The sequence below is a fragment of the Alterileibacterium massiliense genome, from assembly GCF_900104645.1.
In the GTDB taxonomy this organism is placed as follows: Bacteria; Bacillota; Clostridia; order Peptostreptococcales; family Anaerovoracaceae; genus Alterileibacterium; species Alterileibacterium massiliense.
In genome coordinates, this window is sequence record NZ_FNWE01000001.1 from 24,412 (window position 1) to 47,307 (window position 22,896).

15 protein-coding genes are annotated in these 22,896 nt (G+C 36.3%); 14 read left to right on the top strand and 1 reads right to left on the bottom strand.

The window, feature by feature from the left end:
• Positions 1–8: 8 nt before the first annotated feature.
• On the bottom strand, positions 9–1,355 hold the full coding sequence (gdhA, locus tag BQ5371_RS00140; protein ID WP_071131975.1) for an NADP-specific glutamate dehydrogenase: 1,347 nt from the start codon (positions 1,353–1,355) through the stop codon (positions 9–11).
• Between the two features lie 567 nt (positions 1,356–1,922).
• On the opposite strand from gdhA, the gene BQ5371_RS00145 reads away from it, so the two are divergent.
• The 14 genes from BQ5371_RS00145 to BQ5371_RS00210 all read left to right on the top strand — a co-directional run bounded on the left by BQ5371_RS00145 (position 1,923) and on the right by BQ5371_RS00210 (position 22,891).
• Entirely contained in the window at positions 1,923–3,950 is a 2,028-nt protein-coding gene (locus tag BQ5371_RS00145) for a SpaA isopeptide-forming pilin-related protein (RefSeq protein WP_071131976.1), read from the top strand.
• Between the two features lie 62 nt (positions 3,951–4,012).
• Positions 4,013–6,289 (top strand): InlB B-repeat-containing protein, encoded by a 2,277-nt coding sequence (locus tag BQ5371_RS00150; protein ID WP_071131977.1) that lies wholly within the window; start codon positions 4,013–4,015, stop codon positions 6,287–6,289.
• 361 nt (positions 6,290–6,650) lie between these two features.
• Positions 6,651–8,963 (top strand): ATP-dependent helicase, encoded by a 2,313-nt coding sequence (locus tag BQ5371_RS00155; protein ID WP_071131978.1) that lies wholly within the window; start codon positions 6,651–6,653, stop codon positions 8,961–8,963.
• A gap of 147 nt (positions 8,964–9,110) precedes the next feature.
• The gene (gene ligA / locus BQ5371_RS00160; RefSeq protein WP_235821153.1) at positions 9,111–11,090 is read left to right on the top strand and encodes an NAD-dependent DNA ligase LigA; all 1,980 of its coding nucleotides are present in this window, start codon (positions 9,111–9,113) and stop codon (positions 11,088–11,090) included.
• Positions 11,091–11,217: 127 nt separating this feature from the next.
• Positions 11,218–12,621 carry a magnesium transporter gene (gene mgtE, locus BQ5371_RS00165; RefSeq protein WP_083377351.1) on the top strand — a complete coding sequence of 468 codons (1,404 nt, stop codon included), beginning with the start codon at positions 11,218–11,220 and terminating at the stop codon, positions 12,619–12,621.
• Between the two features lie 25 nt (positions 12,622–12,646).
• A complete protein-coding gene (locus BQ5371_RS00170; protein WP_235821154.1) occupies positions 12,647–13,480 on the top strand; it encodes a transketolase in 834 nt (277 codons plus the stop codon).
• Positions 13,473–14,420 carry a transketolase family protein gene (locus tag BQ5371_RS00175; RefSeq protein WP_071131980.1) on the top strand — a complete coding sequence of 316 codons (948 nt, stop codon included), beginning with the start codon at positions 13,473–13,475 and terminating at the stop codon, positions 14,418–14,420. The genes BQ5371_RS00170 and BQ5371_RS00175 overlap by 8 nt, the downstream gene beginning before the upstream one ends.
• A 15-nt stretch (positions 14,421–14,435) precedes the next feature.
• Entirely contained in the window at positions 14,436–16,322 is a 1,887-nt protein-coding gene (locus BQ5371_RS00180; protein WP_235821155.1) for a polysaccharide biosynthesis protein, read from the top strand.
• A 172-nt stretch (positions 16,323–16,494) separates the two neighbouring features.
• Complete coding sequence (locus tag BQ5371_RS00185) at positions 16,495–17,709, top strand: DegT/DnrJ/EryC1/StrS family aminotransferase (RefSeq protein WP_071131981.1); 1,215 nt, start codon at positions 16,495–16,497, stop codon at positions 17,707–17,709.
• Positions 17,706–18,392 (top strand): sugar transferase, encoded by a 687-nt coding sequence (locus BQ5371_RS00190; protein WP_331462924.1) that lies wholly within the window; start codon positions 17,706–17,708, stop codon positions 18,390–18,392. Before BQ5371_RS00185 ends, BQ5371_RS00190 begins: the two co-directional genes overlap by 4 nt.
• 15 nt (positions 18,393–18,407) lie before the next feature.
• Positions 18,408–19,661, top strand: coding sequence for a glycosyltransferase family 4 protein (locus BQ5371_RS00195; protein WP_071131982.1), 1,254 nt, complete (start codon positions 18,408–18,410; stop codon positions 19,659–19,661).
• A 57-nt stretch (positions 19,662–19,718) separates the two neighbouring features.
• The gene (locus BQ5371_RS00200; protein WP_071131983.1) at positions 19,719–21,047 is read left to right on the top strand and encodes a nucleotide sugar dehydrogenase; all 1,329 of its coding nucleotides are present in this window, start codon (positions 19,719–19,721) and stop codon (positions 21,045–21,047) included.
• Positions 21,048–21,057: 10 nt separating this feature from the next.
• Entirely contained in the window at positions 21,058–21,975 is a 918-nt protein-coding gene (locus BQ5371_RS00205; protein ID WP_071131984.1) for a DapH/DapD/GlmU-related protein, read from the top strand.
• A 49-nt stretch (positions 21,976–22,024) separates the two neighbouring features.
• Complete coding sequence (locus BQ5371_RS00210; protein ID WP_071131985.1) at positions 22,025–22,891, top strand: LicD family protein; 867 nt, start codon at positions 22,025–22,027, stop codon at positions 22,889–22,891.
• Positions 22,892–22,896: the final 5 nt, after the last annotated feature.

Consider the following 22,896-nt stretch of genomic DNA (forward strand, 5'->3'; position numbering starts at 1 on the left):
TGAGTATATTATACAATACCCTGCATCATCATAGCATCTGCAACTCTCTCGAATCCAGCGATGTTAGCACCAGCTACGAAGTTGTCACCAAGATCGTATTTAGCACAAGCTTCAGCTGTAATCTTAAAGATATGAATCATGATATTTTCTAGCTCTTCATATACTCTTGACTTGTTCCAGATGAGGTGCTCTGCATTCTGAGCCATCTCTAGACATGAGCAAGCAACTCCACCTGCATTAGCAGCCTTTGAAGGAGCAACAACAACACCATTCTCCATTAGGTAAGCAACAGCCTCATTTGTTGTAGGCATGTTAGCACCTTCGATTAGGTATCTTGCACCATTCTTAACCATTTCCTTAGCCCAGTTCATGTTGATGTCATTCTGCATAGCACATGGCATATAAAGATCAGCCTTAACTTCCCAAGGTCTCATTCCAGGGATGAACTTAGCATTAGGGAATTTCTCAACATATGGCTGGCAGATATTCTTGCCTGAGTTACGAAGCTCAAGAAGCATATTGATCTTCTCAGGTGTTGTAATACCTTCTTCATCAAGGATATATCCGTCAGGACCAGAAATTGTGATAGGCTTAGCACCTAGCTCAACAAGCTTTGTGATAGTTCCCCAAGAAACATTACCAAAACCTGAAACAACTGCAGTCTTTCCTTCAAGTGTCTCACCGAAGTGCTTTAGTACCTCTCTTGCGAAGAATACAATACCAAAACCTGTAGCTTCAGTTCTTCCGTTTAGACCACCGTTAGTAGGTCCTTTACCTGTCATTGTTCCATCGTAAGCATTAGTTAGTCTCTTGAATTGACCCATCATGTAACCGATTTCTCTACCGCCAACACCCATGTCTCCTGCTGGAGAGTCAGTGTTAGGACCAACATGTCTGAATAGCTCAGTCATGAAGCTCTGGCAGAATCTCATTACTTCTGCATCAGATTTACCTGCTGGATCGAAGTCTGAACCACCCTTACCGCCACCGATAGGTAGACCTGTTAGAGAGTTCTTGAAAATCTGTTCAAATCCTAGGAACTTGAGGATACCAGGGTAAACATTAGCCTGGAATCTTAGACCACCCTTGTAAGGTCCAAGAGCACTGTTGTATTGAACTCTGTAACCTCTGTTAACCTGAACCTGACCCTTGTCATCAACCCAAGGAACTCTGAAAGAAATCATTCTCTCAGGCTCGATTAGTCTTTCAACTAGACCTGCCTTCTCATACTCTGGATGAGCTTCAAGAACAGGCTCGATAGAAGTCAATACTTCTTCAACAGTCTGCAAAAATTCAGGCTCGTTAGGATAATTTTTCTTAGCAATCTCAATGTACTTCTGTGAAATATTAGCCATTTTCTACTCCTTAAAAAATTAAGATAATAAAATTAATTAAATATTAAAAATAATTAAAATATGTCGGCAAACTACCAACAGCTATATGATAACACTAACCGATAATTTATTCAATATATAACGGTGATAATATTATTTACAAATCTTTGCTTATTAATGTAGATTGATTTGAATTTTTAAAATGATGAAGCGATAAAGGTTTTGCTTGCAAAGAAGATTATTTTTGATACAATTATCCTACCATTAAGGTAAACATTATTAATTTGTAAAAATAACATATATGTAAAAATAATATATAAATAATAATTATTATCATTATTGCTTGATTAATGCTTGACAAAAGGGGGCATTATTTAACAGAATTATGAGACAGACAGACAGACAGACAGACAGACAGACAGACAGACAGACAGGCGAATACTTTCTCATTCCTTGATAATCTTAGGGATGAACTTATCGCTCTTTTTGGCATTGGCATTTAATCTCCTTACTAGAGGAGATTTTTTATTTGTATAATTTTTAAACAAACTTTTATATAAAAAACATTCAATATGGAGGCTTATTAAGATGAAGATGAGAAAATTTAGCTTATTTATAACGGTGGCAATGATATTAGGTACATTTATAACGCCTATAATTGCGGCTCCAGTTGATGAAAACTCGAATGATCTATGTCCAATAGTTAAAAGCGTGGAGATGATTAGTGGCGGAGAAGATCACTTTGGGAAAAGTCCTAGGGAGTTTAACGGAGATAGTTTAAATATAAGATTATCTTACGATAGAAATACAATGAAAACCCCCATAAAAAGAGGAGATAAGCTAAAGATAGAAATTGTGCCAGTAGACAGCAACAAGGATTTCATTTATATGGATTATAATACATCTATATTAAATGAGTTAGTTGATAATAGTAAAAATCCCCCTGAAAAAGTTGCGGACATTGATATGACGGGAAGGCATGGAGCAGATTTTACCTTTATAGGAGAAGATGTGGAATTTGATGCCAATATGAAATTGCCTTTTATATATAGAAATACAAAGATAACAGAATATTTCAAGAAAAATCCTAATGAAAATGAGGTGACATTTAAATATAAGTTACAGATAAATGGCAAAGATGTAGAAGGTAAGGTATTAGAATATATAGTAAAAAAGCCCAAGCCAGGCACAGCTCATCAGAAATTTGGAAAAACCAATGGAGTATATAATAGAGAAGGTGAGCTTGGAGATGGATACTTCTTATATAATATAAATATTGATACAGAGCTTCGTTCTCCAAACGAATATGTCATTTATGATGCACCTGATGTTAATCTTGGATTTGAGGGATACCTATATGTAGCAGATGGCGAAAACTCAGGACAGCTTACCAAAAGAATATTTAGCAATTATAATACCGATCCTAATTCTAAATTCACCGATTATCAATATAATGACAATGGAACTAAGGTTAAGGCTTATGATGTTTACTATGTAGCAAAGGAACCAGTTTTAGCTAATGATATAAGAGTACCTGAATGGGAAGAAAAAACGCTAACATTCAAAAGAGATGATGTCAAAGGCGGAAACATAGATAGCATGGAAAATGCATCGGTTCCAAAGAATATTTTGTTTGAAAAACCACTTGGAGCTAAGCTTACAGATGAAGAACAAAAGAAAATAGATGAGGCAGGCGGATTATATAAAAAAGTTGGAAAGGGATTTAAGGTAACAATAACCGATTATAAGAGCAATTATTTAGAAAAAGGTGGACATATAACCCTTGTGTATAAGATGAGGATAAAGAATCCTTCACCAAAGCTTAATTCTGCTGGCAATCCGGTATATAAGAATTTTGCAACATATTATGCAGATGAGATACCAACCTGCGATCCTGATGATGAAAAATGCGTACCAATAAAGAGTGAAAAAACAAAAACAAATGATTGGGGCTCTCCTGAAAAACCTATTGAAAACGATGTTAAGCCTGGAACAATTGGTGCAGATGTTAAAATACCAGAGCTTGAATTTACAAAAGTAGAAGCCGATGAAAATGGAAACGCACTAAACAACAAGCCATTAGGTGGTGCAAAATTCACAATTTATAAAGGAGATGCACAGGGTAACAAAATAGAAATAGCAAAGAACAAAGAGGACATCTCGCTCGAAAATCTAATAACTGATAAGGATGGAAAGTTAACGAAAGATGGAAATAAAATAAAGCTGAAACTTGATAAAGGATATTATATATTCCATGAGATAGATGCTCCTAGGGGATATGAGATTATTAACGAGGATACCTTGGTAACAATTAGCTATAAGGCAAATAGCATATTTATAGCAAATAAGAAAAAAGGAGAAAATCCAAAACCAGAAGATCCAAAACCGGAAGAACCAAAACCAGAAAATCCTCCTGCTCCAGGTAAGCCTGATGAGCCATCCACGCCATTAAAGCCTGATGAACCAATAAAACCAGATACACATGGCAAAGGCGAAACCAATAAGGGTAGCAATCCACAAACGGGAGATAATGAAAATTTAATATTTATAATAACATTGACAGGTTTTATGACAGGATTGCTAATAAAAGCTAAAAAAAGGGATATTAATAAGTAATTATAAATAATAAAAATCTAAACCAATAAAGACTAAGAACTAATGAAAAAAGGAGAATAAGGATGAAAAGATTTAGTGCAATAATCATTTCTCTATTTATGATAGGGATTCTAATCTTGCCAACAAATATCATGGCAAATGATAATATGGAAATTGCAAGAAGTCCGCAGGCTAATGGAGTTAAGACATTTACCCTTACTAAAAGACCTGCAGGAAGCACAGGAGATGGGCTAGTAGTTGGAGAATATGACACCTTCTATGATGCGATGAAAAATTGCAAACAGGAGGACTTGTCCAATCAGTATGTAATCACAATGAATAGGGATTATGATATTCCTGAAGATGAGATGACATTGGGCAAGAGCGAGGTAAGTATCCTATTGCGTTCTTCAGGAAATAATCAGTATACGCTTAGAAGAAAAGGTTATAGAGATTATTGCACTCTATATAAAAATTGCAAAATAATTGTTCAAAATGTAATCCTTGATGGAAATAATGATGGTCAAGCATTTTTCATTGCTGAAAATGGTAATTTGACCTTTGACAAAGGAACTATTTTTAGAAATTTCCTTGATGAAGAAAAGCTTGATGGTCCTGCAATATATATGTCAGGAAATTCGATATTAAATATTGAGGACGGTGTAATTGTTGAGAATAACATAGGAAAAAAGAATGGTGGTGTCTTCGAGGCTAATAGCGAAGAAACAACAATAAATGTAAATGGCGGTATTTTTAGAAACAACTCCTGTAATAAGTATGGCGGAGTTATAGGCACTTGGGGTAATCTTAATATAAAAGGTGGAAGATTTGAAAATAACAAAGCCACTTATGGCGGTGCAATTGCTAGCTTTAAGAAGGCAAATACTAGTATAGAGAATGCAATATTTGAGGGGAATAGTGCCAGTCAGGGTGGTGCAATATTAAATTGGAGCGAAATTGATGTAAGCAATACGAAATTTAATAAAAATAAAGCCGCTTATGGCGGTGCTATTTTCTCAAAGAAGAAATTAGTTTCATCAAATAACACCTTTGGAGAAAACAAGGCAAGTATATCCGGCGGAGCAATATATCTTGTATCCGATGCCGATGTAAATAATTCGTCATTTGAAAAGAATGTAGCAAATCGTAAGGGAGGAGCTATATATATTTCAGAAGAAAATAATATTACTTGCAATATAAAGGAAAGCGAGTTTAAGGAAAGCTTAGCTAAGTTCGGCGGAGCAATCTATCAAGATAAAAATTCAAAGATGGAAATAAGCAAATCCGAATTTAAAAATAATGAAGGTGCTTATGGCGGTGCTATATCGAGTTCAAGCAGTGCAAATATTGATATTGCAAATACAGCGATGAAGCTAGACGAGGTTAAAATAATAGAAAACAAGGGACTTCTTGGAGCAGGAGTTTTCACAGCTTTTCCTACAGAGATAAATAATTCTAACTTCGTTAATAATTTTGCTGATGTTAATCCTCAGGATAATCAAAAGGACCCACATTCTTCAGGCTGCGGTGGTGCTTTGTATATTCTAGATGGCAATACGAAGATTAAAAATACCAATTATGAGGGAAATACTGCATTTGGCTCCGGCGGAGCAATTTATGCCGAGGGCTATGATGCAGATGATGATGGAAGTATAAAAGGAGCTAAGGACAGCATAAGCTTAAACATATCTGAAAATACTAAGTTCAAGTCAAATACTGCAAAGGTAGCTTGTGGTGGAGCAATTTATATAGAGCCTTACGAATATGAGATAAAGATAACTGATAGCAAGGCTTATAAGAATCTTGCAACTGACGAAACTACGCTATTTAGAGGTAATAAGGCTGGTGCAGGGAAGTTCAATCCACCTACCAATTATAAAGAATTTGAAAATTTAAAATATAGCAAGGATTCAGATGTAAAGCATGAAACGCTGATTAGAGAGAGCCTTTTAAATAATTACGATGTAAATTATAAAAATGATTATAGAGTTATTACCTATGATGGTAATGGCGGTAAATTTCCTGATGGCAAAGGGAAAGCCGTTGCAGAACATAAGGTTAATGATGAAATTAAACTTATAGATGCTCCTAAGCGTGACGGATATGAGTTCTTATACTGGGAAAGCGATGGCAAGCAGTTCAAGGCTGGTGAATCATATAAGCTTACTGGTGATGTCACATTTGTAGCTAAGTGGAAAAAAATTAATAAAACTGGGGATGCATCAGGAAACAAGGGAGGAAAGATTTCACCATTGACAGGAGATAACTCGCATACTGCAATTTATATTTCAATTGTAATTTTAGCGATTATCTTGATTAGCCTAATTCTAATTATCAAGAAGAAAAAAGGCGATAAATAATTGGTTAATATAAAGACTTGGTGCGTGAGATAGCTTTACAATTTATATTATAATGCAATAAAAAATGTAAAATATAAAATAAGCGAATTTATATCATGTGACGAGTATTAAGTTAGAGAAGATAGAGAATTTGGGAGCTTTGATAGCTCCCTTTTTAAGTGTTTTAATATAAATAATTAGCAAGGCTTCATGGTAGCAACCTAGCTTTTATGTTAAAATATTTCTATAAAAAATAAAGGGAATAATTATTTTAATAAAAGAGCATTAACAGGTTATAAAGAGCACTAAGAAGTGAAATTAGGATAAAAAATATAAATAAAAATATAAATAAAAATATAAATAGAAGAACAGTGGAGAGGGAATGGATAAGAGCAGATTAAACAAAGAGCAGCTAGAGGCAGTTGAACATACAGAGGGACCATTATTAATACTAGCAGGAGCAGGAAGTGGCAAGACGATGGCGATGACCCATAGGATTGCAAATATTATTGAGAAGGGAACTGACCCATATAACATTTTAGCCGTCACTTTTACCAATAAGGCGGCTGCTGAAATGCGTCAAAGGGTTGAAAAATTAACACCTGATACGAGGGGGCTTTGGATAATGACCTTTCATGCGATGTGCCTTAGAATTTTGAGGTATCATGCAGAGGTTTTGGGATATAAAAAGGGATTTACCATCTATGATGAATCTGACAAAAAGAGCCTTATAAAGAGAATAATAAAGAAGCTAAATATCAATGACAAAAATTATCCTGTGAGCCTTATCATGAATACCATAAGCAAGTGCAAGGAAGCGGAAGAAGATCCTGAGAAATATTATGAGCTAAATTCAGGCGATTTCAGAGCAGAAACTATTTATAATATTTATAGAGAATACATGGACGAACTCATCTCTAATAATGCTATGGACTTTGATGACCTGCTTTTGAATGGGGTTAAATTGCTTGAAAAAGATGAAAGCGTCCTCAAATTCTATCAGGATAGATTTAAATATGTCATGGTTGACGAATATCAGGATACAAATTTTTTGCAGTATAAATTAGTAAAGTACCTATCTGGTGGTTATGACAACCTTTGCGTCGTAGGCGATGATGACCAGTGCATATATCAGTGGAGAGGAGCTGATATAAGAAATATCCTTGATTTTGAAAAGGATTTTCCAAGCGTTAAAACAATAAGGCTCGAACAAAATTACCGCTCCGATGGAAATATTCTGTCCCTTGCAAATTCTATAATAAAAAATAATTCAAGGAGAAAGAAAAAGAAGCTTTGGACAGAAAAGAGCGATGGATCAAAGATAGAGTACAAGAGATGCGGAGATGAAAAACTTGAAGCATATTATATTGGAACAGAGATAGAGAGATTAAAAAAAGAGGGAACTGATTTTAGCGATATTGCAATACTTTATAGGAAAAACGCACAGTCTAGAGCTTTTGAAGAAAAATTTTCATTCAGGGGCATCCCTTATAGGGTTGTAGGAGGAATGAGATATTATGATAGAAAAGAAGTCAAAGATGTAATGGCATATATGAGGCTTGTCGACAATCAAGATGACGATAATTCGATGCTCAGGATTATAAATGAACCAAAGAGGGGAATAGGACCTAAGACTCTTGGCATCTTAACTGAGGAGGCGTCTAATCAAGGGATTAGCATTTTTGAACTACTTAGAGCAGGGACGGCGTATGAATACATTCCTAAAAAGGCGGGGTCCGCACTGAGAAATCTGGTGCAGATGATAGAGGATTGTTCAAATGAAATAGATAATATGAGAATTTCGGATTTATATGACAATATTCTAAAGAGGAGCGGTTATCTTACAGCACTTGAGAATGCGGATACGGTTGAAGCGGATACTAGAATTGAGAATATTATGGAATTTAAGTCCGTTATTGAAGAATTTGAAAATAATTTGAGAATGGGAGAAATATCTTCTCTCGAGGAGGAAGTAGAAAAAGAAAGAAAAGAATTAATTGAAAGCGGATTTGAATTAGAAGAGAATACTGAGCTAGGACATTTTCTTGAAAACATAACGCTGATGTCTGATATAGATAATAAGAATAGCGATGAGGACGCCGTATCTCTAATGACAATGCACAGTGCAAAGGGACTCGAATTTAAGGTTGTATTCATGCCTGGAATGGAGGACGGGATTTTTCCAGGGGTAGCAGCCTTTGATGACAGGGAGAAATTAGAGGAAGAGAGAAGGCTTTGTTATGTTGGAATTACAAGGGCGAAGAAAATTTTATATCTTACCTCCGCCACAATGAGAATGTTATATGGAAAAACCGATTATACGAGGGAATCGATGTTCCTAGGAGAGATGGATAAAAAATTGTTTGGGACAAATAAGCCGGCACTTCTTTTTGATGATGAAGATGAGGGCGAAAGAATGTTTGGAAGTCATAAATTCAAGGGAAGAAATTATGGAACGAGCGATGGATATTCAAATCCTATTTCTAGAAAGCCATTTGATGTGCTAAGGAATGCGACTGATAATATAAATGAAAGAGGGAAAGAAGAATTTGAAATAGGTGACAGGTTAAGGCATCCAAAGTTCGGAGTAGGAGTGCTTAAAGTGCAAGATAAAAAAACTATGACAATAGAATTTGACGAATTTGGCAAGAAAAAAATAGGCAAGGGATTTGTGAAAATTGTAAGGGCAGATTAAGTGCAGTCAATTAAGTGCAGGAGATTTTAAACACAATTGATATACAATTTATATTAAGGAAGAACATAAAAGAGGCTTGTTAAACTTCGAATACAAGATTAAGAAGCAAGACCTGAAATAAAAAAATTAGAAAAATGAGGGGAATTCATGGGCAGCAATATGAATATAAATAATCAGGACAAAAAGAGATTAGAAGAATTAATTTCTATTCTTAATAATGCGTCAAGGGCATATTATGATGAAGCAAGTGAAATTATGAGTAATTTTGAATATGATGCCTTATATGACGAATTAGTGGAACTTGAGAAAAAGACGGGGATAGTGATGGCAACAAGCCCTACAAGAAATGTAGGATATAGCGTTCGCTCGGAGCTACCTAAGAAGGCACATGGAACTAAGATGCTTAGCCTAGATAAGACTAAGAATAAGGAAGAGCTTCTTAGCTGGCTTGGAAGTAATAAGGGAATCCTCTCATGGAAGCTTGACGGTCTTACCGTAATTATAACATATAAAAATGGCTCCCTTTACGAGGCGGTTACAAGGGGAGATGGCGAAGTTGGAGAAGTTGTAACAGATAATGCGAAAACATTTAAAAATTTACCACTAAGCATACCATATAAGGGAGAGCTCACTATCAGGGGAGAAGCTGTAATTTTATATAGCGACTTTGATAAAATTAATAGCATGATTCCTGAAGCAGATGCAAAATATAAAAATCCGAGAAATTTATGTAGCGGAAGCTTAAGGCAGCTCGATAGCAGGGTGACAGCTTCTAGGAATATCAGATTTTATGCCTTTGCAATAACTAAGTCAGAAGGCGTAGATTTTAATAATAGCAAGGAAAATCAGTTAAAATGGCTAGACGAACAAGGCTTTGAAATTGTTCCATATGAAGGTGTCGACGCACTTAATCTAATTGATAAAGTCGGGGAATTTGAAGAGAAGGTAGCCGGCTTTATCATACCGTCAGACGGGCTCGTGCTCGCACTTGACGACCTCGAGCTTGCGAGCACCCTCGGGGCTACCGCGAGGTTCCCGAGGCATTCAATCGCCTTCAAGTGGGAGGACAAAAACGAGGAGACCGTCCTCAGGCGGATTGAATGGAGCCCGTCGAGGACCGGCTTGTTAAACCCAGTCGCCTTATTCGATCCGGTTGAACTTGAGGGAACCACAGTCAAGAGAGCCTCGGTTCACAATGTGAATATACTTAAAAGTCTTGAGCTTGGGATAGGAGATACGATTACCGTATATAAGGCAAATATGATAATCCCGCAGATAGCAGATAATCTAACAAGGAGCGGTAATTTGGAAATTCCAAAAGAATGTCCAATTTGCAAGGGAAAGACGGAGTTAAGATTTTCAGGAAAAACCGAGATACTGATGTGCCTAAATGAGGAATGTCCTGCCAAGATGTCAGGAAGGTTTACTCATTTCGTCTCTAGAGAGGCGATGAATATTGAGGGCCTCTCAGAGCAAACTATTCTTAAATTTATGGGATATGGTTATATAAAAAGCTTCAAAGACATATATGAGCTTGAAAAATATGGTGATGAGATAATGGCACTCGAAGGCTTTGGCAAAAAATCATATGAAAAGCTTATGGACTCGATAGAAAAATCAAGGAACACCTCACCTGCAAGGCTATTATATGCACTCGGAATAACAGGCATTGGATATGCTACATCATCGCTAATATCAAAATATTGTCATAACAAGTGGAATGAGATTGTTTCGCTAAGCGAAGATGAACTAATCAAAATAGATGGCATAGGAAGTGTAATAGCTAAAGATTTTACCAAGTTTTTTTCAAATGAAGAAAACAAAGATATGGTTAAAAAGCTGGTTTTAAAATTAAATATAGATGAAAAATATGAAGAAGCCGGGGATAAGCTTCAAAATAAAACATTTGTAATAACGGGCGACTTAGAGCATTTCTCAAATCGAAAAGAGCTAAAGGATAGTATTGAAAAGTCTGGAGGAAAGGTTGCGTCATCAGTTAGCAATAATACCGATTATCTCATAACGAATAACCCAAGCTCAGGTTCGTCTAAGAATAAGAAAGCTAGAGAACTCGGAATCCAAATTATAACGGAAGAAAAGATAATGGAGATGTTGGAACTTCTATAGTTCACAATAAGAAAACAATATAGTATAATATAATTTAATTTAAAAATCATATTGTAATAGCGTACTATAATTGATTTTTACATCAACCAATCTGAGATTATTTAAGAAAAGAAAGGAGGAATCTTGCATGGAAGAAAACAATTTAAATACAATTGCCGAGCAGGGCAAGGAATTTGATGATTCCGAAAATAAAATCTTCAATCTGATTGAAGAACATAAATACTTTGAATGCAGAGATGAACTCCTCAAAAGAGATGAAGTTGAAATGTCTGAAATCCTCGAGGATGTTATCAGAGATTTCGGAATGCAGATGGCGGTAATACTTTTTAGGACACTTCCTAAGGATTCAGCCGTCGAAGTTTTTTCAAGATTTAGCGTTGATAATCAGCTTGGAATAATAGATGTCATTACAGATGCAGAGATAAAAAATATCGTAGAAGAGCTCGACTTTGACGATAAGATAGATATTCTAGAAGAGATGCCTTCTAATTTGGTTGATAAAATTTTAGAAAAAACTCCGTCATCAGAAAGAAAGCTAATAAACACCTTCCTAATGTATAAGGAAGACAGTGCAGGCTCGCTGATGACACCTGATTATATTAATCTCGGAAAAAATATGACAGTAAGGCAGGCACTTGACCATATCAAGGAGATTGGGCTTGAGTCTGAAACCATATATACCTGTTATGTGCTCGAAAAGGGGAGAAAGCTCGAGGGGATAGTTTCTCTTAGAACCCTTGTCATATCAGACTATGATATGAAGGTATCCGATCTAATGAGAGAAGATATTATCTATGTCCATGTTAATGATGATCAGGAAGAAGTTGCAGACATATTCAAAAGATATGGATTTCTTGCAGTTCCGGTAGTAGATAATGAGAGAAGGCTTGTTGGTATAATTACTATCGACGATATTCTCGATGTAATGGAAGAAGAAACAACAGAGGATATTGAGAGAATGGGTGGTGTCATCGATACTCATAATAGGGAATATCTAGACATTTCCATAATGGGTCATGTTAAGGCGAGGCTTCCTTGGCTCTTGCTTCTCATGTGTTCATACTTTATAACAGGAGGAATTATATCTTCTTTTGAGCAAACGCTTTCAAAGGTAATCGCACTTGTAATCTATATGCCTATGCTGATGGGTACGGGAGGTAATTCCGGCTCTCAGTCGTCAACCCTGATAATTCGTGGAATGGCGACTGGTGACATTGATACATCTGACTGGATAAAGGTTATTTGGAAAGAGCTGAGGATAGGTTTAATAATTGGAATATGCGTAAGCATAATAAATGTGATAAGAATAATTTTTATAGATCATAATAGCATTGGAGTTGCACTAACGGTATCATGTGCGATGACGCTTGTCGTAATAATTGCAAAATTAATAGGAGCTTCGCTTCCGATGCTTGCAAAGAAAATCGGTATAGATCCGGCACTTATGGCAGGTCCTATGATGTCATCAATAACTGATATGATTTCGCTTTTGACATATTTCCTTATGGCTATGATTTTCCTAGGGATTTAAATAAATAATGAGCAGGAGGTACAAGGTGGCAAATTTAAGTATTGAGAAATTAGAAGAACACGCTCGAAATATTAGAATTAATTCGGTAAAGGCAATTCACGAGGCAGGTTCAGGGCACCCAGGAGGTTCACTTAGCTCGGCGGACATTCTTTCAGCACTTTATATGACTGTTATGAATATAGATCCTGAGAATCCAAATATGCCTGAAAGGGATAGATTTGTTTTATCTAAAGGTCATGCAGCTCCTGCCCTTTATGCGGCACTTGGAGAGAGAGGATTTTTTCCAGTAGAGGAAATGATGAGCCTTAGAAAAATTGATAGCGATTTTCAAGGGCACCCAAGCATGCTATCCATTCCAGGAGTTGATATGTCAACAGGTTCATTGGGACAGGGCTTCTCCGCAGCAGTGGGAATGGCTACAGCTTTAAAGATTGATGACAATCCTGCCCATGTATATGTAATGCTAGGAGATGGCGAACTTCAAGAAGGAATTGTATGGGAAGCTGCCATGTCCGCAGCTCATAGAAAGCTTGGAAATTTAGTAGCAATCGTAGACTGGAATGGTTTGCAAATTGATGGAAGAGTTGATGATGTAAAAAGGGTCACTCCTATAGATGAAAAATTTGCTACATTCGGATGGTATACGATCATGACAGATGGTCACGATATGAGGGATATAGTAAAATCCCTTGTTACAGGAAGAAAAATCGTTGATCGTCCGGTTGTAATTATTGCAAAAACTGTAAAAGGCAAGGGAGTCAGCTTTATGGAAAATGAAGCGGGCTGGCATGGAAAAGCACCTGATGATGAACAATTTAAAAAAGCAATGAAGGAGCTCGGAGGTGAAATTCATGAGTAAATATAAAAAAGGCGAAAAGATAGCTACTAGGCAGGCGTATAGCGATTTCTTAGTAGATGAGGGACTTTTGAAAGAAGACCTCATAGTTATGGATGCCGACCTTTCGGGTTCAACCAAGACCAAGGCTTTTGCAAAGAAGTATCCAAAGAGATTTGTTCAGTCCGGAATATCAGAGCAGGATTTAATGGGAGAGGCCGCTGGAATTGCAGCAACTGGGCATACAGTATGTGCAAGTTCATTTGCGATGTTTGCCACAGGAAGAGCATATGAGATAATTAGAAATTCAATTGCAGCTAATGGTCTTGATGTAAAAATTTGTGCAACCCATGCAGGAATTACCGTCGGAGAGGACGGTGCGAGTCATCAGACATTTGAGGATATATCACTCATGAGAATTTTACCGGAAATGACCGTAATAAATCCAGCAGACGCTGTAAGTGCAAGAAAATTGCTTGGGAAATCAATGGAATTTAATGGACCAGCATATATAAGGCTTGGAAGGTCAGGAGTTCCTGTCATTTATGATGAAAATGATGCGATTGAAATAGGCAAGGCAAATATAATAAAAAGCGGTAAAGATGTAACGATTTTGGCAACAGGAATAATGGTTGACAGTGCAATAAAGGCAGAAAAAATTCTGAGCGAAATGAATATTGATGCAGAGGTTATTGATATTCATACGATAAAGCCATTAGATGAAGACGCTGTAATCGCTTCAGCAAAAAAGACAGGAAAAGTAGTTACGGCAGAGGAGCACAGCGTAATAGGCGGACTTGGCAGTGCTGTAGCTGAGGTTTTAGCTCAAAAATTACCGACAAAGATGGCTTTCGTAGGTCAGCATGATACATTTGGAGAATCGGGCAAACCTGATGAACTAAGAAAAAAGTACAAGATGACAGCAGATGATATAGTAGATGCTGTAAAAGATATTCTGAAATAAATAAGAGGAGCACTCATGATGAGCAATGTAAATCCCGATGCTGAAAAAATGCAAGGGACCAATAAAAGAAAAAAGTATATTAGAATCGCTTGTTTTGCAATAGCCGATGTAATTACAGTCATCATAAGTATATTCATGCCTATGGTATGGAGGTTCGGTTTATTTAACATAGATTATCAATATGTTGAACTAGCAAAGACATGGCTGGTTGTCGATATATTGATAGCATTATCTGTAATAGCAGTTAACAAGCTATATAACAGGGTCTGGGCATTTGCAAGCATTGAAGAAATGATAGACTGCTTTAAAGCGAGCATCATCATAGAGGCAATATATATTATTTATAAGACCATCTTTGGAATTAGAATGTTCAGGTCATTTTATCCATTTAACTGGATGATCCTTTTAATTCTATTATGTGCTTCTAGAGCAGCTATTAGATTCGTGAGAAGGCTTAGGAATAGATTTCTCAAAAATGACAATAGGCGTAGGCTCATGATAATAGGTGGGGGTGCTGCGGCATCAATTCTCATTAAAGAGATGAGAGAAAGCTATGGCAACTCAAAGGCTGTCTGCATAATAGATGACAACAGAGCAAAAAAAGGTAAGCTAATTCACAATGTCCCTATAGTGGGCATGAGAGATACGATTCCTGCAAATGTGCTTAAATATGCAATAGATGAAATTATTATTGCGATCCCGTCTGCAAAACCGTCCGAAATTAGAGATATTATTCAGATATGTCAGGAAACAAAGGCAAAGGTTAAGATTATGCCTGCAATTGCTGACACCCTAACTTCTTCAATATATAGAACGATAAGAGATATTAGTTACGAGGATTTACTTGGTAGAGAGCCGGTTCTTATTGCAAATAGAGAGCTAAAAGATTTTGTTAAAGACAAGACGGTTCTTGTAACAGGCGGAGGAGGAAGTATTGGCTCTGAGTTATCAAGACAGATTGCCGCTAATAAGCCAAAAAAACTTCTGATTCTCGATATTTATGAAAACACTACATATGAACTTGAAAGAGAGCTTGATAAATACTATCCGGAAGTTGACAAGGTGGTATTAATCGCTTCTGTAAGGGATTATGACAGACTTGAGAGCATCTTTTCTGAATATAAACCTGACATAATCTACCATGCGGCAGCACATAAACATGTTCCTCTTATGGAATATTCTCCTAATGAGGCAATTAAAAACAATTGCAAGGGCACTCTGAACATAGTTAAACTTGCGGACATTTATGGCGTAAAAAGAATGGTTCTAATATCGACAGACAAGGCTGTTAGACCAACAAATGTCATGGGTGCATCAAAGAGAATATGCGAGATGATTGTTCAATCATATAATAAAAAATCTGATACTGAATATGTGGCTGTTAGATTTGGAAATGTACTTGGGAGCAACGGATCGGTTATTCCATTTTTCTTAAAGCAGATTGAAATGGGAGGACCGGTCACCTTAACGCATAGAGAGATAACAAGGTTTTTTATGACAATTCCAGAGGCAGTCTCTCTTGTCCTTGAAGCCGGCTTGATGGCTAAGGGCGGTGAAATATTTATACTCGACATGGGAGAACCTGTTAAGATATACGATTTAGCTTGCAATTTGATTAAAATGAAAGGATACGAACCTGGTAAGGATATTCAGATTGACATAGTTGGACTTAGACCGGGAGAAAAATTATATGAGGAGCTCCTCATGGACGAAGAGGGGCTTAAGGAAACAGAAAACAAGTTAATCCACATAGGAAAGCCGATTGAATTAAATGAGGAGGAGTTCTTCAGAAAGCTTGATAGATTAATTGAACTCGCCAAAGAAGATGATAGAGATATTAGAAAAGAGATAAAATTAATTTGTCCTACTTATAAAATTCAAAATGAGCAAGTTAAGGCATAGTTTATAAAAACTACACAAATTTTTAGTATTTTGATGTTAAAATTGGTGGGTTGTAAATTAGCATTTACAAATATAAAAATAATTATAATAATTTTTCATATAAGCAAATTTAATATCAATACATAAATATCAATACACATAATTCAAATATAAATTAGCAGAGGGTTTTAAGATGAAGATACCTTTTTCTCCGCCGGATATTGGGGAGCTTGAAATTGAAAAAGTAACCGATGTGCTTAAATCAGGCTGGATAACAACAGGTCCGGTAGTAAAGGAATTTGAAGATGAAATATCTAAATATATTGGAACGGGTAAGGCAGTAGCACTTTCTTCCGCAACTGCTTCACTTGAGGGAGCACTAAGGATTCTAGGTATAGGTGAGGGAGATGAGGTAATAGTTCCGGCTTATACATATACTGCTACCGCAAGTCCAGTAGTCCATGTTGGAGCAAAACTTAGAATCTGTGATGTGGCAGAAGATAGCTTCGAGATGGATTTGAGCCAGCTAGGCACAATGATTAATGAAAGAACCAAGGCGATCATTGCCGTTGATCTCGGTGGCATTATCGCTGATTATGACAGCTTATATGAGATCGCAATAAAGAATAGGGATTCTTTCACCCCGTCAGACAACCCTATCCAAAGAGCTTTAGGCAGAATAGCAATAATAGCTGATTCGGCACATTCATTCGGAGCTTCTTTAGGCAATAAAAAGGCAGGGAATATTGCAGATTTTTCGTCATTTTCTTTTCATGCGGTAAAAAATCTAACAACTGCAGAGGGAGGAGCTTTGACATGGAGGAGCATTGATGGAATAAATGATGAAGATATTTATAGAGAACTTCAATTGTACTCCCTACATGGTCAGTCAAAGGATGCCCTTGCAAAGAACAAGGCTGGTGCTTGGGAATATGACATATTATATCCCGCATATAAGTGCAATATGACCAATATTCAGGCGGCGATAGGGCTTGCACAGCTTGAAAGATATGAGGTAATGCTTCAAAGAAGAAAAGAGCTTAACGAGCGTTATGATGAGGCATTTTCAAAACATGGGTTAAAATTAATGAAGCATTACGAAGAACCTATGAAGTCCACAGGACATCTATACCTAGTTAGAATACCAAAAGCAAGCGAGGAAGATAGAAATCAGATAATAATCGATATGGCAGAAAGAGGCATTGCTTGCAATGTTCACTATAAACCGCTACCAATGATGAGTGCATATAAGAATATGGGATTTGATATTAAAGATTATCCAAATTCATATAATCAATATAAAAATTTAATTTCGATACCAATATTTTCAAAGATGACAGATGAGGAAAATAGATATGTTATAGACACATTTATTTCCTGTCTTAAAAATAGGAGCTTAATCTCTTGATTATTAAGAATTGGGAAAAACTTCCAGAAAATCTAAGAAAAGACGAAGTTCATATATATTATGAGGGGCTTAGAAAAAAATCGTTTTCTTTGATGCTTAAGAGGCTCTTCGATGTTATTATGTCGCTAATATTAATACTTATTCTATCGCCAGTCTTGATAATTATATCCATAATAATCAAGAAAGAAGATGGCGGGAGCGTATTTTATAGACAGGTCAGAATAACGCAATATGGCAAGGAATTTAAGATTTTTAAATTTCGTACAATGGTAGAGGGGGCTGACAAGATAGGCTCACTTGTAACGAGAAATGAAGACAGTAGGATAACAAGGGTAGGAAAAACTCTGAGGAAATATCGCCTTGATGAATTACCACAGCTTTTCAACATTTTGATAGGAGAGATGACCTTTGTCGGAACAAGACCTGAGGTGCCTAAATATGTTGAAAAATATACAGATGAGATGATGGCAACCTTGCTACTTCCAGCTGGCGTAACATCAGAAGCGAGCATTATGTTTAAAGATGAGGATAAATTCATATCAAAGGAAAATGATGCAGACAAAGTCTATGTTGAAGAGATTTTGCCGAAGAAGATGGAATATAACCTTAACCAGCTAAAGAATTTTTCAATTGCCTATGAAATCCTTCTTCTATTAAAGACAGTAAGAGCGGTTAGCAGGTAGAAAGGCAGGGAAAAAATGAATATCCTTTATATAAATCATTATGCCGGTTCGCCAAAGATGGGAATGGAATTCAGGCCTTATTATTTAGCAAAAGAGTGGATAAATAAGGGTCACGATGTGACTATAATTGCAGGTTCATATTCACATCTTAGAAAAGAAAATCCAATAGTAGATAAAGATTTTACAGAAGAAATTATAGATGGTATAAGATATGTGTGGATAAAGACAAGGTCATATTCGTCTAATGGCTCAGCAAGGGCAATGAGCATGGTGGATTTTTGTAAGAAAATATATAAAAATGCAAAGAATATTTCGAGAAAATATAAGCCGAGCGTTGTAATTTCGTCGTCAACATATACATTTGACACCTATCCGTCGCAGAGGATAGCTAAGATTTCAAAATGCAAATATATTCACGAAGCACATGACCTATGGCCGCTCACACTTGTTGAAGTTGGAGGAATGAGCAAATTTCATCCATTTGTAATTGCGATGGGAAAGGCTGAAAAATCCGCATATAAAAATTCAGATGCAGTGATTTCTCTATTCCCTAAGGCATATGAACATATGCTTAAGCATGGATTGCAAAACATGGATAAATATAGCTGCATTCCAAATGGAATTTCCTTAAGCGAATGGACCGAGGCAGAGAATATTGATGAAGAATATAAGAATTTAGATGAAGAGCATAGGAATTTACTAGAAAGACTCAAAAGAGATGGAAAATTCATCGTCTGTTATCTTGGAGGTCATGCAATTTCAAACGCTCTCATATATTTGATTAAAGCTGCAAAGATTTCAAGACATAATGAAGATATTAGCTATGTTCTTGTTGGTGATGGGATGGAAAAGGATAGGCTTAGACAAATCGCAAAAGCAGAAGGGCTTGGTAATATATTCTTTCTTCCGCCAATACAGAAGACTAAGGTCCCTGCACTTTTAAGCATGGCAGATGCCTTATATGTAGGAGCAGAAAAATCAAGCCTTTATAGGTTCGGCGTATCAATGAACAAGGTGTATGATTACATGATGTCAGCGAAGCCTATCATTTACGCTGTTTTGGCTGCAAATAATGATATAGAGGAAGCAAAGTGCGGAATTGTGATTGAGCCAGAAAATCCCGATGAGATCTTCAATGCCATATTGGAATTAAAGGCTTTGAGTAAAAAAGAAAGAAATGAGATGGGAGAGAGGGGAAAAGAATACGTCCTTTCTCACTATGATTATAGGATATTAGCAGAGAAATTTTTGCTTGTAATGGAGCAATAAAATAAAAAATATAGGGATAATATAATTATTTTATTTAGAAATAAGTGAGAGGTGAAAATGGAATTTAACAATATTTATTCAAGACTTGTTAAAGGCAGTGAAAAACTTGCTCTAGTTGGGCTTGGTTATGTAGGAATGCCAATTGCCGTTGAGTTTGCAAAACACATAAGTGTAATAGGTTTTGACATCAATGAAAAAAGAATTGAAGAATATAAGTCGGGCATTGATTCAACAAATGAAGTTGGAGAAGCTATAAAGGATACGAATGTAGATTTTACCTCAGATGCAAAAAGACTTTCTGAAGCTAAATTTATAATTGTTGCTGTTCCTACACCAGTCAAGGAGGACAATAGCCCTGATCTAAGGCCGGTAAAAGGGGCGTCAAAGACAATTGGACAGAATTTGACAAAGGGTTCAATCGTAGTATTTGAGTCAACTGTATATCCCGGAGTTACAGAGGATATATGCGTTCCTATAATAGAGGAAGAGTCCGGTCTAAAATGCGGAACGGATTGGAAGATAGGATATTCTCCTGAGAGAATAAACCCAGGAGATAGAGTTCATACTCTCACCAACATCAAAAAGGTTGTATCAGGAATGGACGAAGAGTCCGCTAGAGAAATCAAAAAAGTGTATGACATAGTAATAAAGGCTGGAACATTCCCAGTATCAACTCTTAGGACGGCTGAAGCTGTAAAGGTTGTTGAGAATAGTCAAAGGGACATTAATATAGCATTTATGAACGAGGTAGCTATGATATGTGACAGAATGGGCATTGACACAAATGAGGTATTAGCAGGAATGAATACCAAGTGGAATGCTCTAGGCTTTAAGCCGGGGCTTGTAGGTGGTCATTGCATAGGGGTTGACCCATATTACCTGACAAATGCAGCGGAAAAGCTAGGCTACCACAGCCAAATTATTCTCAATGGAAGAAAAGTTAATGACAGCATGGGAGCTTACGTTGCTGACGCTGCTATCAAGCAGATGATTGAGGCGGGCATGGCACCGAAGAAGGCGACAGTCGTTCTTCTTGGAATCACATTTAAGGAGAACTGCCCTGATACGAGAAATAGCAAGGTCGTAGATATAATAAATCGCCTTAAGGAATTTGAAATAGAGCCGATTGTAAGCGATGACTGGGCTGATAGAGAGATTGCGAAGAAGGAGTATGGAGTAAACCTTGTAGATTACGATAGCTTGCCAAAGGCTGACTGCGTTATAGTTGCAGTAGGACATAATGAATATAGATCATTACCGATGATGAAGATAAAGGAATTGTTCAAAGATGACCTGGATGACTCAGAAAAAGTTCTAATCGATGTAAAGAGCCTTTATAGAATTGATGAGCTTGAAGCATCAGGAATGAAATTTTGGAGATTATAGAGAGGTATAGATGTATTTAAGTGAGGAACTAAAAAAAATAAGTATCGATTGTAAATGCTTTAACGAAAAGAGCTTCAGCTCTCTTGGGCTTGCAGGATATAATGATGGTAAAGATGTTTGCACCTTTCTTGCAGCAAGTAAGTATGCCGATGGAATAAGTGAAGGCATTTCGATGATAATCACATCAAAAAGTGTCTATGATGAACTTCTAGACCAGAAGAAGATTGATGATAAATATGGAATTTGTATAGTTGAAGATCCTAGAATCACATATTTTAAACTTCATAACGCACTCTGCCAAAATGATGAATACAAAAGAAAAGAGCATAAAAGCATCATAAGCGATTCTGCAAAGATAAGTAAACTGGCTTATATTTCGGATAAAAATGTAAAGATTGGAAACAATGTTGTTATTGAGGAATTTGTCTCAATTAAAGAAAATACGATAATCGGAGACAATAGCGTTATCAGAGCAGGAAGTATTATAGGTGGAACAGGATTTGAAATAAAAAATAGCGACGATCGTCTTTGGACGGTTACTCACATCGGTGGAGTAATAATTGGAAACAATGTTGAAATACAGCAGAGTGCTACCATTGACAAGGCAATTTATCCTTGGGATGATACCATCTTATCAGATGGGGTAAGAATAAATAGTCAGGTTCAAATAGCACACGGCGTTAAAATCGATATAGACACTGAAGTCGTATCAAATGCAGGAATACAGGGCAGAGTTAAAATTGGAAAAGGCGTCTGGATTGGTCCAAACACTGCAATAAGAAATGGGATAAAGATAGGTGACAATGCAAGAGTTAATATCGGAGCAGTTGTAACCCTTGATGTACCTGATGGTGCAAGCGTTAGCGGTAATTTTGCAAGAGAACACTCAAAGATGATTCAAGAGATGAAAAGATATAAGGATAGCTAAAGCAGACTATACATTATTGTGTATATAATTTTTTAAGAAGGGATTAAAAATGACTGCGAGCAGTGAAGATTTTTACTCATTGGAATTAAAAAAAGTACAAGACACAGAGCTTGATATATTATTAAAATTTGACAAGATTTGTAGAGAGAATAACTTAACCTATTGTCTTGATGGTGGAACTGCTCTTGGAGCAGCCAGACATAAGGGGTTTATACCTTGGGATGATGATATTGATGTTAATATGCCACGAAATGATTATGACACCTTTATGGAGATTGGACAAGAACAATTAGGAGATGAATATTTTTTGCAAAATAGAAACACAGACCCTAATTCACCTTTTTCATTTGCAAAAATTAGGAAAAATAATACAACTTTTCTTGAATGGAATAAAAGAAATATAAAAATGCATCATGGAATTTTCATTGATATTTTTCCACTGGATGTTTTACCAAGGGATTTGGACTATAGGGAAAAATATATAGAAAAGTGTTATAGGCTAAATAATAAACTAGTTAAAAGAATGATTCCTGATAGGGCATCTATTCCGGAAAAAAATATTAAATGGATTATTGGTGCACTTTCGAGAAGGGTGCAGCACTATTTACTCTGTTTGATCTCGGCAAAATCTATTGACAGGGAAATTAATGAGGAATTTTCAAAATATAATTCTAGAGGGTTTGATGGCAATGATTGCATTTCGCATTCATATGCAACAAAGACAGTTTTACCATCAGAAATTATGTTCCCGCCCAAGGAAATGGATTTTGAAGGACATAAATTCTATGCTCCAGCTGACTGTGATGCGTATCTGAAGATTTTATATGGTAACTATATGCAACTTCCAAAAGAAGAAGATAGAATTGGTCACAGACCACAGGTTATTTCTTTTGATAAAGAAATTTTTAGTAGGTAATTTGT